At 42.0% G+C, this 15720-nt stretch carries 8 protein-coding genes; 5 read left to right on the top strand and 3 right to left on the bottom strand.

Annotated elements, in window-relative coordinates:
• Entirely contained in the window at positions 1-738 is a 738-nt protein-coding gene (locus RM544_RS00760) for a hypothetical protein (protein WP_311359875.1), read from the bottom strand.
• Positions 739-954: 216 nt separating this feature from the next.
• Here RM544_RS00760 and RM544_RS00765 point away from each other — a divergent pair, with 216 nt between their 5' ends.
• Entirely contained in the window at positions 955-2646 is a 1692-nt protein-coding gene (locus RM544_RS00765) for a putative bifunctional diguanylate cyclase/phosphodiesterase (protein ID WP_311359876.1), read from the top strand.
• A gap of 35 nt (positions 2647-2681) precedes the next feature.
• Here the strand turns inward: RM544_RS00765 and RM544_RS00770 are convergent, their stop codons facing one another.
• On the bottom strand, positions 2682-3149 hold the full coding sequence (locus RM544_RS00770) for an Lrp/AsnC family transcriptional regulator (protein ID WP_311359877.1): 468 nt from the start codon (positions 3147-3149) through the stop codon (positions 2682-2684).
• Positions 3150-3302: 153 nt separating this feature from the next.
• On the opposite strand from RM544_RS00770, the gene cysK reads away from it, so the two are divergent.
• Positions 3303-4307, top strand: a complete 1005-nt coding sequence (gene cysK / locus RM544_RS00775; protein WP_311359878.1) for a cysteine synthase A — start codon at positions 3303-3305, stop codon at positions 4305-4307.
• Between the two features lie 5 nt (positions 4308-4312).
• On the opposite strand, the gene RM544_RS00780 is transcribed toward cysK, so the two are convergent.
• Positions 4313-5452 carry a GGDEF domain-containing protein gene (locus tag RM544_RS00780; RefSeq protein ID WP_311359879.1) on the bottom strand — a complete coding sequence of 380 codons (1140 nt, stop codon included), beginning with the start codon at positions 5450-5452 and terminating at the stop codon, positions 4313-4315.
• Positions 5453-5747: 295 nt separating this feature from the next.
• Here RM544_RS00780 and RM544_RS00785 point away from each other — a divergent pair, with 295 nt between their 5' ends.
• The 3 genes from RM544_RS00785 to RM544_RS00795 all read left to right on the top strand — a co-directional run bounded on the left by RM544_RS00785 (position 5748) and on the right by RM544_RS00795 (position 15719).
• A complete protein-coding gene (locus RM544_RS00785; protein WP_311359880.1) occupies positions 5748-10769 on the top strand; it encodes a tetratricopeptide repeat protein in 5022 nt (1673 codons plus the stop codon).
• Between the two features lie 256 nt (positions 10770-11025).
• Entirely contained in the window at positions 11026-14043 is a 3018-nt protein-coding gene (locus RM544_RS00790; protein ID WP_311359881.1) for a TonB-dependent receptor, read from the top strand.
• 95 nt (positions 14044-14138) lie between these two features.
• Positions 14139-15719, top strand: coding sequence for a tryptophan halogenase family protein (locus tag RM544_RS00795; protein WP_311359882.1), 1581 nt, complete (start codon positions 14139-14141; stop codon positions 15717-15719).
• The last annotated feature ends 1 nt before the right edge of the window (position 15720 follow it).

Consider the following 15720-nt stretch of genomic DNA (forward strand, 5'->3'; position numbering starts at 1 on the left):
TTAGAAGCGCTTACCTATTCTCAGTGAGACGTTGTGATCAGACGTCGCGCTGGTTAATCCACTCAGATAGCGCCCATAAATATACCAACCATCTTGGCTATACATGATGGTTGGCCCTAATTGGTGTCGTTGCTCATTGCTATCACTGATATCGTTCAGTTCGCCATAGTTATTGTACATTTCCGCGCCAATCATCAGGCCATTGTTAAGCCGTTTGGTGATCGAAAAACGACTTGCTATTGTCGTCGGTTTTTCACCTGCACCATTTTCTGTGATGTTTTTATCGAGGATGGCGATTCCGCGCACGAACAGCGATTTATCTATATTGTATTGGTGAGTCCAATGAATTGCGATATCTTCGGGTCGTTGACCGCGACGTGTTCTAGCGTCGATTCTGACAGCTGCCGCATAGTTATCGCTGCTCGCTTTTTTATAGTTATACAGGAATTCCGCTTTTACGTTATCGTATTCAACGCTGCCGAAATCTCGATATTGTAAGACCATCCTTACTTGTAAACGATCATTAAATGCACGCTGATAATGCACTCTGTATTGCTCTCTACCGTCGGTATTGTCATCCGAATTAGTCGTATTCATTCGGAATTCTGCTGAGTGTGTGTCGGCATTGACATTCGGCCCATGTACGCCGCCATTGTTAGCTTTAACAAAGTCTGCGGGGCATAATAAGGTCATTGATAATAAACTAGCCAAAACGGTAGCGCGAGACATACAAAACATCAAAAACACTCTTGTGTGACAAAATAGGCGCGTAAGATACCATAAAATTACTTATGTTAACAAAAATGCTCATTCACCTCATGAATGATGTAGACTAAAGTTTAGAATTTAAACGATTCATAAGAATGGACTTTACTGGGATAGTTTAATAGCAGACTATAAAGACTCGCTAAGCCAATATTGGCGTGTCTTTACCCTAAATAGTCGCAGGTTGTCATGGAAAAAAAACGTAGCAATGCGGACGCCGAACAGTTTCTTAAGAGTGTACTGGACACCCTTCCCATGCGTGTTTTTTGGAAAGACACCGATTCGAATTTCGTAGGCGCAAACAATCTCTTTTTAAATGATCTCAAAGTTGCTTCCTTAGCTGAACTCATTGGTAAAAACGATTACCACTTCACCTTAAATAAAAAAGAGAGTGAGGCTTTCCAACGAGACGATAGAGAAGTCATGGAGAGCGGAGTTGCCAAGTTGGGTATCGAAGAGCCGCAAAGTATTAAGGGTGAAGCAACTCGCTGGTTGCGCACAAATAAGATGCCTTTAACAGATAAACATGGAAAGGTGATTGGTTTAGTCGGCACCTATGAAGATATTACGGAGCAAGTAAACTATCGAAAGGAAATCGAACTACAAGCCTTAATAGATCCGCTTACCAAACTAGCAAACCGGCGCAAACTCCAACAAAAGATAGATTTATTTACCGGCGAATGTGCAGGTTTGTTATTTATCGATCTTGACTACTTTAAGTCAGTCAACGATTCATTAGGGCACTTTATTGGCGACCTCTTACTCACCTTAGTGGCAGCTCGTTTGAAAAAAATAGCGCTAGATAAAGGCGGCTTGGTAGCCAGATTGGGTGGCGACGAGTTTAGTATTTTTGTGCCTTTAGAAAATCATCCTCAATACCAAATGAAAATGGCAAAATTAGCGGGTGCTGTCATTGATGAGTTGCTTCAGCCTTTTGAAGTTGACTCTCATGTATTGAACATTGGTGCCAGCATTGGTATTACAATGATGACGGGAAAAGATGCTGAGTACACTAAGGCCTTCAGAGAAGCCGATATGGCTATGTACGTTGCGAAAGAGAAGGGACGAGGCAACTTTCAGTTCTATAATGAAACGATGCGTTTAGAAACCGAGCGCAAACACTTAGTTCAACAACATTTACATTTGGCGATAGAAGCCGGTGAATTTTCCTTGGTGTTTCAACCCCAAGTGAATACTCAAGGCGATGTGATTGGTGCAGAAGCCTTACTTCGATGGCACAACGCTGAATTAGGTATGGTCGCTCCTGATGAGTTTATTCCATTAGCAGAAGAAACAGGGCTGATTCATAAGTTAGGTAAATGGGTATTTGAATCTTCTATGGAAACACTTGTACGGTTTCAGGAAGCCAATAATATTCATCCAGATTTTAAACTCGCTATTAATGTCAGCAGCAAGCAGTTCCGCAATTTGAACATTGTTAGTGAGGTTGAGCATGCAATTGTGTCGAGAGGTTTGAGTCCAAATAACGTGCAAATAGAAATTACAGAGAGCCTACTCATAGACAACAAAGACATTGCGGTTCGCTCAATGTTGAAACTGCAAAGTTTAGGCGTAAGCATCGCTATTGACGATTTTGGTACAGGGTATTCGTCATTAGCATACATAGCGAATTTACCGATTGATAAGCTAAAGATAGATCGAAGCTTCATCACCGATTTACACTTGAAAAGTACTAATCGTAAACTTGTAGACACTTTAGTGAATATGTCTAAGAGTCTGCACCTTGAAGTCATCGCAGAAGGGGTTGAGAATAAACAGGAACGAGATGTGCTAATCGATCTGGGTTGTTCCCAGTTTCAAGGTTACCTGTTCAGTCGACCGGTTCCAGCCGACAAACTCATAAAGGATTTTCTTGCTTAAAATACTAATGAGTTTAAGCCTAGGTCAAGGTCTGCTTAAGCATTACTAAGCGGCATGGCGGTGCTGTTCTTTATTTTTTCCATAGCAAAACTAGAGGTGACATCTCTGAGCTCAATTCCTGCAATAAACCGCTTATAAAAGTGATCATAACCCTGCATATCGCTTACCAGTACTTTTAGCATATAATCTAGTTCTCCACTTAAGCGATAAAACTCAACTACTTCTTCAAAAGAACTCGCATGATCTGCAAACTTTTTTAACCATGTCGAGTCATGTCTGGCTGCTTTTACGTGAACAAAGACAGTTAACTTTAAATTTAATTTGTCTGGATTGAGTAAAGTGACAGTTTTATGGATCACGTTTTGCTCTTGCAATCGTTGTATACGTCGCCAGCAAGGCGTTGTTGTTAAACCCACTTTCTCAGCAATCTCAGCCGTTGTGATACTGGCATCATTCTGTAATAAATTAAGTATGGATTTGTCTAACTTATCTAGTTGGGGCAAAATCATTCCCTATATTTTGTTAATGGTAGAATAATAAGCTAACATTTTGGTTTAATTTTCGCTATATGCAAAATGAATCTTGTTGCCTAATGTCACTATAAACCCTCATACATTCGCAAGTTGTCGAGCACAGCATGCCATCTGAGGAAATTTATGAAAGCAGTCAATGTATTAGCCGTTGATAATCAAATACACAGTGATTCAAGTCAGCTAGACAATGAAGTGAATTCTGGTGTTTACGCGAGTATCATCGACACTGTTGGTAACACCCCATTAGTGGCTTTGCCCAAACTTAGTGCTGAATATAATGTGCTTGCAAAATTGATGGCGAAATTAGAGTTTTTTAATCCGATGAGCTCTACAAAGGATAGACCGGCCAAGGCAATGATCGATGCCTTAATACGCTCACCAGATTTTTCCGAGAATACCCATATTATTGAAGCGACCTCTGGAAACAACGGTGTTTCTTGTGCTTGGCTATGTGCTATTTATGACATTCGGCTGACTATTGTTATTCCTGAGCATATGTCCTTGGAAAGGCGCAAAATGATCAAACATTTTGGAGCTGAATTGGTGACTACACCGAAGGCGCTTGGCACAAAAGGAGCGATAGACTTGGCCAAAGAGTTGGTTGCAAAAGATCCAAATGCAGTATCGCTAGATCAGTTTTCAAACTGTCACAACGCAGATGCTCATGCTCAGTCAACAGCGACTGAGATTTGGAGAGATACCGCTGGACAAGTCGATATTTTTGTTGCGGGTGTTGGCACTGGTGGCAGTATTACGGGTATAGGAAAAACACTCAAAAAATATAACCCTCAAGTGCATATAGTAGCGGTTGAACCAAAGAGTTGCCCCATATTAAGCACTGGTAGAAAAGGAATTCATGCGATTCAAGGATTAAGTTCGGGACATGTCCCTGAACTATTGGATAGAGGTGTATTGGATGAAATACTCACAGTATCTGATGATGATGCCTTGGATATGGCTAGAAAATTAGCGAGAACAGAGGGTATTGCGGTAGGCATATCATCTGGAGCAACGGTTGCAGCTGCGATTAGGCTTGCTCAAATGCCTGAACATACCGGTAAAAACATGGTCATGATTTGTGCAGACACCGCCGAGCGTTATTACAGTACAGCCTTATTTGGTGAGTGAATTTGCTAAAGAAGTGTGTTTTTCTCATAGTTGTCAGCGTGATTTGAACTCAGCACTGGACGAGTTTGATTGCGACCAGCCTTTTTAGCTTCATATAAATAATGATCGGCCAAGTTAATCGCTTGGTCGATATTCATGTCAGGAGTAATTTCGTTCAAACCGATGCTGATAGTGACAGAGATTCGCCTACCAGCAAATTCGAGGTCGTGCTTTTCTACGGCGAGTCGTATTTTCTCCGCTAAAGTAAACGCGTCAGTTGAATTAGTCTCAGGAAGCAGAAATAAAAATTCTTCCCCTCCCCAGCGTGCCACACGATCTTGCTCTCTGACACTGCTCACAAATAAACGAGATAAGTCTTCCAAAACAAAATCCCCACCATCATGAAGGAATTCGTCATTGATCTTTTTAAAATAATCGATATCAACAAGCAGCACGCTGAGAGGAGAGTTTGAACGGCGTGAACGTTTGTACTCGTGATCTAAAAATTCACGCATGCCGCGACGATTTGGCAAGTTCGTTAATGGGTCATGCATGGCTTGTTGCTCGAACTTATCGCTGAGCTCTCGGATAAACTCATACGACTTTTGCCTTGAATATTCGTAAAAACCAAACAGTAAGGTCACCGTAACAAACGAATACAATAAGCGCGTTTTAAACTCAGTACTATAAGCAGTCCCAACAAACATCTCATTCGGTGCAAAAAGCATCAACGAAACAACGACAATAAAAAACAGTATGTTGATTAGACCTATTTTGAGGCCGCTGAAAAAGAATGCAACGGGGGGGACGATATAAATCCATAAAGGCCCAGTTTGCGCATGTCCGCCAGAGTAGACTAAGAACAACATTAAGCTCATCAACATAACAAAAATAATACGTGTCGATATTTTTATCGTGTCACCTAACTGTTTAAAACGATGCACATGATGGCAGAAAAAGAACACGCAGCTAGACACGAATAACCATATTGCTAACTCATTATTGTTTCTCACTAGCGCGCTAATTGCGAGCACAAACGTAACCATATATCCAATGAAGGAAAACAGGTTAGATACGAATAACTGCTGATTCGTGTCATTATCGAAGCTAGAGTCAGTGCCTACTTTTAAGTAGTTTGCCAGCAAGTTTTTTAAAGGGCTTATCATATCAATTATGTTTATTCGTTTGGTCTTCTATATTCTCATCATGAGTGAATACGTGCAGCACTAATGGGCGCTTTATGCTCGTAAACTCCTTGGCTAACTATTCGCGTGCGTTTTTGTCGCGTGCGTTCTTAATTAACCGCGTGCGTTTTATCAAGCCGATTACCTTAATGCAACATATATTTTACAATGTTGTTTTAATTCCTAATACCTTAAAGTCCTCTTTCGTATAAACTAAACGTCAGATTAAGAGCAAGCTATAGAATAGCTCAATAATATTTATCGGAAAGTATGAAGTATGAATGGAATCACACCTACACCAATTGCATCTCAGCAAAGTGAGAAGCTTGAAGCACTCATTGATCAAGGCCAATTTAAAGATGCCTTAGACTACGCGCTTGATGAGTGGGGTCCAATGCAATCCTGGCAAACTATCGAGCAACGTATTTATTCCATTAAGCTTTGTTATCACTTGGGCGGCGACCGACTTTCTGATGCTATTTTGTTGCGAACATATCGAGAAAACAAGCAATCCACTAAAATCTTAGATCGAATGATGTATTACAAGTTGAGCCATCTCGGTTTGATCCTCGGAAGCGAGTTTATGCAAGAGCATGAACAAACAATGCTTGCAGACCATGCTATTCGCCCTCAATTTTATGCGTTTAAGTCAATAATTAGTAGAGAGCAGAAAGACTTTGAAGTCGCCGAAAAATTGCTTGAGGCTGCGCAAGAAGAAAGTCAAAAAAATGCTAACTGCACTCAATCTGATATGCGTTTTTATCGGATTCTTAAAGTGCGTCTTTTACTGGAGCAAGACCGAGATGAAGATGCCTTAAATTTAGCTCAGGAATTATTTAGTGCAGAACCAACAGTGGGAACACTTAGGGTATATATTCAAGTAGTTCAAAAAATCGAGGACTTAAAAGCGGGCACGAACCTTTTGAAAGCACATATTGAACGCTTCCAATCATGCCTTCTTTGGATGCAATTGGCTTCTATGTCAGCAACAGAGCTCGATTGGGATACGTGCCAGGTCGCTTTAAAGCGTCACCATGAACTCAAAGTATTCGATGATAAATACGACAAGCAACGAGCAATCGCATACGAGGGGCAAATTAAACTTCATCACGGAGACTATGAAGCCGCCCGTGAAATTCTTTCAAAGCATAAATCAAAATACTGGCAGATTGTCTGTGAAAACCTAGCGAAACACCAAGAACTTGAAACCGACAAAGCGACGCTCGGCGTGAAAGTGCTCGATGTACCTTTTTATCGCCAAGAACATTTGACGTGCGCACCCACAACACTGTCAGCAATAGCTGCTTATTTTGGTAAGAAGCACGACTCAAAGAGTATTGCTGACGAAATCTGTTATAGCGGCACGCCAGATACTAGTGAGAGACGGTGGTTACGAGAAAATAACTTTTACTTCGTAGAGTTTGATTTACAAGAACAATACCTTACTCAACTCATCGATAGCGGAGTGCCTTTTGGTTTGGTGACAACAAGTGCTTTTTCTGCTCATTTGCAAGCGGTGATTGGCTACAATTCCCATACCGGCAGCATGTTTACCATGGATCCTGGCTATTCTGGTATGCAGGAAATGTTAATTAAGGAAACCTTAGAAAGTGAGGCTTTTGCAGGGGCTAGGTGCGTCGCCTTTGTTCCTAGAGAAAAACAAGACCTCCTAACGAACTTTGTGCCCAGCGATCACGCTTTTTATGAGCTATGGGACAAATATATGCTCGCGAAAGAGCTTAACGATGTGGCTGTAGCAAAGCAATTTGTTGAGGCTTTGCATAATGAAGACGCACAACATCGTTTAAGTGTGAAGGCTGGGCGGGATTTTGCGCTTTGGAGTGGACAGTTAGATGTGCTGCAAGAGCTGAATGAATCCTTATTAGAACAGCACCCAGACCAAACAATCTTACTTTCCTCTCAGTATTACTGCTTGAGAGATTTAGGAAGGCGCGAGGAAGCCTTAAATAAGTTAGCAACTTACTTAGATAAAAATAAAAACCTCTATCTCTCGCGCGTGTTGTTCGATGAAATATACGATACCAATGAACGTCCTGAACTAAGCAAGAAACTCCTGACCTTTTTGAAGAAATATGGCAGTTATATAGAAGAGGTATATCAATCACTCGCACATTATTACTGGAATGAGGGCGAACGTGTAAAAGCACTTACTCATTACCGAATAGCCTTTTGTATGGATGATACCAGTGAGGCTTACGTCGAGAGTTACTTCAAAGCAAGTCGTTTTCTGCAAGGCGAGGATGAGGTCCTAGCGTTTTTAACTCGCCGCTTTAATAAGTACATCAAGCGCTCTCCTTTGCCAGCAATATCTTTACTTAGAGCTTATGAACTAAGTAATGAGGAACACAAAGGCATAGAGTTTTTAGAGCAGGCGCTTGTTGTGCATCCTCATCATATTACCTTGCTCAATACGCTAGGCAGTAAGTTAATCACCTATGGTCAACTTGATAAGTTTGAGTCTTACAGAGAGCAGTTTGAACGCTATTTGTCTGCAGATGATGTTAATTACTTGAATGCGAAATATCAGGTTAGACAGGGGGCCTTGCAGGATGCGCTTCCGCTTTACAATGCATTATTCGAACAGTCTCCGTTGCAGTCAAAAACAGCCGATGCATATTTTGGCTTGCTACAAAGCTTAAGCATGACGAAGGAGTTGGACGACGAGTTAAACAAGGCCATGTCATCCTATCCAGACAATGCCACTGTACAAGACTATCTTATCTATTGGCACTCTGATGCAGAGACACAAAAAAGGACATTGGAAAGAGCGATTTCACATCGTCCTGATAATGGTTCATTGCGCCGCCAATTGATTGATAAGCTGATTTACCTAGGGCAGAAAGAGAGAGCGTTGACGGTTGCGAAAGAGAGTTTCCTTGTTTTACCCAAAGATATAGAGTGCAAAGCGTACTTGGCTAGAGCAAATGCTGTTATTGGGAATTTTGATGAAGCAAAAGACATAGCAAAATCTGTATTGATGAGGAATATAGACAACGATTTAGCCTTCAATGTGCTAATGACATCCAGTCGTCACAACGATGATAAAATAGAGAGTCTACAGTTTGTCTTTGAACAAATTAAACTACAAGTTGTGTTTGGTGACAGTGCTTGGAATTATTGGTTTGAAGCCTGTCGAACGGTGTCGGATGAGGTTTTACAGTCTTTCACCGATTATCTGATTTCTGATCTACCTCACTTATGGTACGCCTACGCAATTAATGGATTCTATCAAAAGCAGCAGGGACACTTAGATAAGGCACTTGAGTACTTTCAGAAAGGTATTGAAAAGTTTCCGTTTACCCCTCGTTTACATAAGGAAGAGGGCCATCTATACGAACTTCTGGAGCAAACCGAGGCTGCAAAAAAATCCTATTTTAATGCTCTAGAAATTAACCCTGGTTGGTCAGAAGTCGTTAAGTTGATCGTAGATTTGTTTGAAAAAGAAATGCGATTTGACGAGGCGATTAATGTACTGAAAAAAGCGCTGAAACACACCCATGATGACGGCATTTTACATGGTTACTTAGCCGACTTATATTTACAAAAGAACGATGATGAATCGGCTTATACATGCTTAGAAAAAGCGGTTGAACACCAAGCCGATTATAACTGGGCCTGGCATCAGATTAGCCAAATTGGCGACCGTACAGACAGGCCAAGCTTAGCGTTAGAACTCGCTCGAGAACTCAGCGAAAAGTATCCTTATTTAGCGCAAGCTTGGTGTAATTTGTCGGCACAGAGCGAGGATAGAGATGAAAAGCTAGCCTATATTCGTAAAGCGATTGCGGTCAATCCTTTGTTTCAAAACGCCTATTCTGCTTTAGCTGATTTTTATCGAGAAGTGGGGGACTATCATCAGGCTTTAGCGGTATTCAAGGATACGCCGTGGAACGGCGAATTGCCGTTCCAATTAGCTAGCTTGCAGGCCCAAATTTACGCTCAAACTGGGCAGTACGAAAATGCTGCGCAAGTATTGCAAAATTTGCTGTCTGGCTCTGAAGGCAATAGTCATCTCTGGCAGAAACTGTATGAATGGCTTTATCAGTTGGACCGAAAATCTGACATTGTCAAAGCCAGTTATAAGCAGATTGAGTTAAATAAGCACGATGCAAATAGTCTTTGTATTGCAAGTGAAATGCTAAGTTTATACGGCGGAGAACAAGATAAATTAGCAGCTGATCAGCATTTGCTGCGTGCACACAAACTCGCGCCAAACGACCAGTATATCACCTTGACGCTAGCAGACGCATTAATGGAAAAAGGTGAGTTCGATGAGGCCTTGAGTACCTTAATTGATTTTGAGCGTTTTAGTACCTCACCGTTTGCAACAGCAAGAAAGGTAATGTGCCACTTAGAGCTTGAAGAACAAGAAACAGCACTGAGTTTGTACAAGGACCTATTGAATGACCTTGAGTCTGATTATTGGAGTTTGAACAAACCTTTCGAAGCGATGATTAGAAAGCTTGGTTTTAATGACGCAATTTCAATTTATACCGAGCGACTTAGTGAACTTAATGAAGTACAGGCCTATGTGTGGGCTGACAATAATTTAACCGTACTGGGTGTTGCAGAATACAAAAAGCTACTCAAAGAAATCAAAGAAATTAAGCATGATCCGCTGCATGCAGGTGCTACTAGAGCAATTTTTGAAGCCTGGAATGACCAGCACAAAAAAGGTGACAAAAAGGTTATTCAAGAATATGAAGAGATTATTTGCCGATACTCCCCAGTCTTTGAGCAAGCCAGTATGCAGCTCATTGCAAGAAATGATTATCAGACTCTAATTAACCTGTATGACCGCTTTGAAAATGTGAGTGATTTATCGATGTTTTCGTATTACCAAGTTCGCTGTGCTTATCAACTATTGAATCAATGGGATAAAGCGGGTGAGGTGATCCGTTTAGGTATACAGCAACAACCAGATAATACGCTTCAGAACATGAAGCTTTGGTATTTTTATGAGCTATGGCGCACAGGTCATATTTTCTCCGACGAAGAGCTCAGTGTTATTGATTATCATGAATTAATCGAAATAGAACGATATGTCTTTGCTACCCTGAAAGTCGCAGTGAAATTAGGTGAACGAGACCTCGAATCTTGTTTAGATGATATTACTCCTGAGCTTCGAAAATGCCAGCAAGATAATCAAGAAGTGAGTGGACATCCACTCGCTAGCGCTGCCCAATCACTGTTAAAAGAACGGCTACTTGCGCGTGTGAGTAGCTCGGGATTCTTTTCTAAGTTATTGATTAAATGGAAGTTAAGTAACAGGTTTTAAATAATAACAAAAATTAACAATTTTATAACGAAATTGTAAAATTATGTTGACGTTTAATTAATGATCTATTAGGTTAATAAAGCAACCCAGCTGTTTTGCTTTTTTTTGCACAATAATGAAAGCGCTTACATTTTATTTGGGGAGCAATGAAATGACGAGTAGTTCAGCCTTATCGACACAGATATTGCAGCGCCATAAAGTGAATAATAAGAGATAATTAAACAAGGACTTCAACTACGGTTGAGTGGGAATAATCATGAATAACACACAACAAATTTTTAAAAAAACGAGGCTCGCAACTAGCCTCTCTCTAGCTATTGGTGCGGCAACCATCGCTCCTCAAGCATTAGCGCAGGAATCGGCTGAAGATAAGGTCGAAGTCATTCAAGTAACCGGTATTCGCGCAAGTATTCAAGAATCAATGGGCGTAAAGCGTGACGCTGCAGGGGTAGTGGATGCAATTTCCGCAGAAGATATTGGTAAATTTCCAGATACTAACCTCGCTGAATCCTTGCAACGTATTACGGGTGTTTCGATTGACAGAGTTAACGGTGAAGGCAGTAAAATTACCGTGCGTGGTTTAGGGCCAGAGTTTAATATGGTTACTCTAAATGGCAGAACGATGCCAGCGGCGTCTCTTCCAGCAGGTGGCGGAACACCTAACTCTCGTGCTTTTGATTTCTCCGATATCGCGTCTGAAGCGGTAAGGTCGGTCGAAGTTTACAAAACGGGAAAGGCACAAATCGCAACAGGTGGTATTGGCGCTACAGTCAATATTAAAACGTCACGTCCAATGGATGCTAGCGAATCTGGATTAAGCGGCTCTATTGGAGGCAAAGCACTCAGTGACACGACTAACCGTGTGGGTTCTGACATTACGCCAGAAGTATCAGGTTTTATCAATTACCTCGACGACGATCGAGTTTTTGGTGTGAGCTTAAGTGCTAGTGTGCAAAAACGCGATAGCGGTGCAACAAGAGCGTTTGTGAATCAATGGCGAGTTAATCCATACACTGGCGTTATTCCTCAGTCTCCCGATGTTGATGCGAATCCAGCTTCTGGTCCTGCAGTCGTTGTTAACAATGAGCCGGCATTGGGGGCGTTATTCGCCATACCCTCAGATTTGCGTTATGCACAATCAGATCGTGAAAGAACAAGAACCAATGCACAGCTAACCGTGCAATATGCACCAAGTGATGCTCTGGTTGCTACACTCGACTATACATACAGTCGCCAAGACCTTTTTGAAGCACGTGCAGAACAGTCAATCTGGATGGATGACCGTTATTTTGCCGAACTCACCTTTGACGATAACCCTAATGTGGCCGCACCAGTCGTGATTCGTCAGGAGCGTCGTGAACTGTTGCCTCGTGATTTAGGTTTGGCGGTGCAAGAACTAAATCAGGTAAACGAAAACAAATCGATTGGTTTGAATTTAGAATATCAAGTGAATGATGAGTTGAGCTTTACCTTTGATGCTCACCACTCAACAGCAGAAGGTCGTCCGGACGCACCATATGGTACTTGGGTAAATGCTGGCTTGGGTGCAAATGTTGTGCAAGCGCAGGGCGTTGACTTTAGAGGCGACTTCCCAATCATGACGGTAGATTATAACGATGTTGCTCGCGGTAACCTATCCCCAAACAATAGCTTAGATGCCGGTGATGTAGGCACTTCTATCTTGGATATGAATTTCAATCAACAAGAAACAGAGATTGATCAAATCCGAGTGGATGGTAAATATGAACTCGATAATGGTTCAATTCATTTTGGAATTGAATCGCGAGCTATGGAGAGCACATCACTACAATCTTTGACACGACGCACGATGGGCAACTGGGGTGTTGAAAACCCAGGTGAATTACCCGCTGACTTTCTCACTCCCATCGATTTTGCACAAGAGTTTAGCGACTACAATACTGGCTCTGTGTTTAACCAAGGCTTTACAGCAAGTGCTCGCCAAATTGGTGAGTTTGCTGCCCAAGAGTATGGTTTTGTTTTTGCTGCAGATAACCCATTTGCAACTAACAGAACAATCAAAGAAGACATCACAGCGGCTTATGTTGCTGCGAGTCTAGAGGGTGAGCTAAATGAAATGCCTTGGAACTTACTAGCAGGTTTGCGATATGAAAGTACAGATGTCACTTCTGTTGCCAACGTTTCTTTGCCAAGTGGTATTGCTTGGGAAGGTAATAATGATTTCAATGTACGATTTGGAAGCGATACACAAGACTTTGCTCTCGGTTCTGATTACAACCATATGTTACCTTCGTTCGATTTTGATATTGAAATCGTAGACGACTTCATTGCTCGTGTTTCTTACAGCAAAACCATATCTCGGCCATCGTACAATAATTTAAGTGCTGCTTCGACAGTTGGCAGCCCGAGTGGCCCAGCGTTAACGGCTGGCACACCCACGGCAACAGCAAGTTCGGGTAATCCAGGCTTAGTGCCACAAGAGTCAGATAATGTTGATATTTCCTTCGAGTATTATTTTGGTGACACAAGTTATGTCTCTATTGGCTACTTTGAGAAACGTGTAAGAAACTTCATTGGTAATGCACAAGTAGTCGAAAACGTCTACGGTCTGCGCGATGCAACCGCGGGTCCGCGGGCGCAAGCTGCCTTGGCTGAGTTAAATCGTTTGGGTGTATCCGTTAACGATACTAACTTGTTTAACATGGTGGTTGCTATGGAGAATGGCATCGCTTTTGATTCTCTGACAGATGAGCAGTTTGAAGCACAGTATGATGTACTGCCTAACAGCGACGATCCTTTGTTACAATTCACTAATGCTAAGCCGGTGAACAATCAACAAGAGCGTATTGAAGGTGTTGAGCTAGCTGCACAGCATTTCTTTGGTGATACTGGGTTTGGCTTGCAAGCTAACTACACCGCTGTGAACAGTGGCGCTGAATTCGATCTATCTGCAGATCCTTCCGTGACACAGTTCGCCTTAGTTGGTTTGAGTGACACCGCCAACTTAATTCTGATGTACGAAAAGCATGGTATTCAAGCTCGTTTAGCTTATAACTGGCGTGACAAGTTCTTAGATGGTGCTGCTGTATACATCAATGAACCAGGCTTTACTGAAGCGACCACACAAGTTGACTTTAACGTGTCCTACGAAGTGAATGAAGATCTGACTGTTTTCTTCGAAGGGATTAATATCACAGAAGAAGACTTAAGAAGACATGGTCGCTCTGAGCGTTTGTTATGGAACCTAGATCAATTAGGTGCGAGATATGCCTTAGGAGCTAGATATACATTCTAGATGTTAGGTCACAACCCGCACGCTAGTGCGGGTTGTATTTCTGTATGTCAATAGAGTAATGTATTGACATACCTACACTTTTACAAGGAAGGATAGTGAGCGGTCCAGCAATTCAAGAAGTCGTTGTTGTTGGTGGTGGCACAGCCGGTTGGCTAGCCGCAGGTGTGCTCGCAGCTAAAAATAAACAGCTAGGTGAAGCCAAAATAAAAGTCACTTTAGTCGAGTCTCCTAATGTTGCGAGTTTAGGCGTTGGGGAGGGCACTTGGCCTTCTATGCGACATACCCTACAAATTATTGGTATTAATGAACAAACCTTCATCCAACGTTGCAATGTGAGCTTGAAGCAAGGCTCATTGTTTCAAGGTTGGGTAAACGGTAGTCCAAATGATGCCTATTATCATCCCTTTGTTACTCCACCACATTATGGTCAATATGATTTGGCGGGGGCCTGGCAACAACTCTCCAATAGAGAAATGAAGTTTGCAGATTTTGCGAGTGTGCAATCAAGCGTTTGCGAACTTAATCTAGCACCTAAACAATTATCAACGCCAGATTACGCTGGGGTAACGAACTACGGCTACCACCTCGATGCAGGTAAATTTGCGGAGCTCTTGTGCGAGCATTGCACCAAGCTTTTGGGTGTTAGACATATTAAAGATCATGTCACACAAGTGCACGCGGCAAAAAATGGCGATGTCAGTCATCTATCGACTAAACTTTCTGGCAATATTAGCGGGCAACTGTTTGTTGATTGTTCGGGGATGAACAGCCTTTTAATCGACCAGCACTACCATATTCCGTTCCTTAATCAGGAACATGTATTGTTTAACGATAGGGCTCTGGCAGCTCACGTGCCATACGCTTCAGACTCAGCACCGATTTTATCTGCTACGAAGTCAAGCGCGCAGACCAATGGTTGGATATGGGATATTGGTTTGCAAACACGAAGAGGTGTGGGTTATACCTATTCTAGTCAGTTTGAAAGCAAACAAAGCGCAGAAGATACGCTTGCAAAATATATTAATACGCTGACTGAAGACGGACTTAATAGCAGTATTACTCCAAGAACCATAAAGTTCACACCAGGTTATCGAGAAAAATTTTGGCAAAATAACTGCGTTGCCGTCGGAATGTCCTCTGGTTTTTTTGAACCACTGGAAGCATCAGCGATAGCCATGGTGGAACTCTCGCTAACAATGTTATCCGAACAGTTTCCTCGCAACAGACAACATATGGATATTGTCGCTGAGCGTTTTAACGAGCGCTTTACCTATCGCTGGCAAAGGGTCATCGACTTTTTAAAGCTACACTATGTATTAAGTGAGCGTCAGGATAAGTATTGGTTAGCACACCGTGATGCTTCGAGCATTCCGGATAGCCTGCAAAAATTATTGGATACTTGGCAATTTCAGGCACCCAGTCGTTATGACGTGATTCAAAACGAAGAGGTGTTTCCTTCTGCCAGTTATCAGTACGTTTTGTATGGAATGCGCTATAAGCGCTCTATTGAGAATACACTAGCTGCAACAACACTTTCATCGAGCATGTTGCAATATGCGGAACAGTTGATGCAACAAAACGAGCAATTAAAACACCAGTATCGTGCCGGTTTACCAAGCAATAGAACATTTATCAATAGTCTATTAGGCAAAGTTAACAAGGGCTCGGCTGTTTAAA

Origin of the sequence: Brumicola blandensis, from assembly GCF_031846165.1 — a bacterium.
GTDB lineage: Bacteria > Pseudomonadota > Gammaproteobacteria > Enterobacterales > Alteromonadaceae > Glaciecola > Glaciecola blandensis.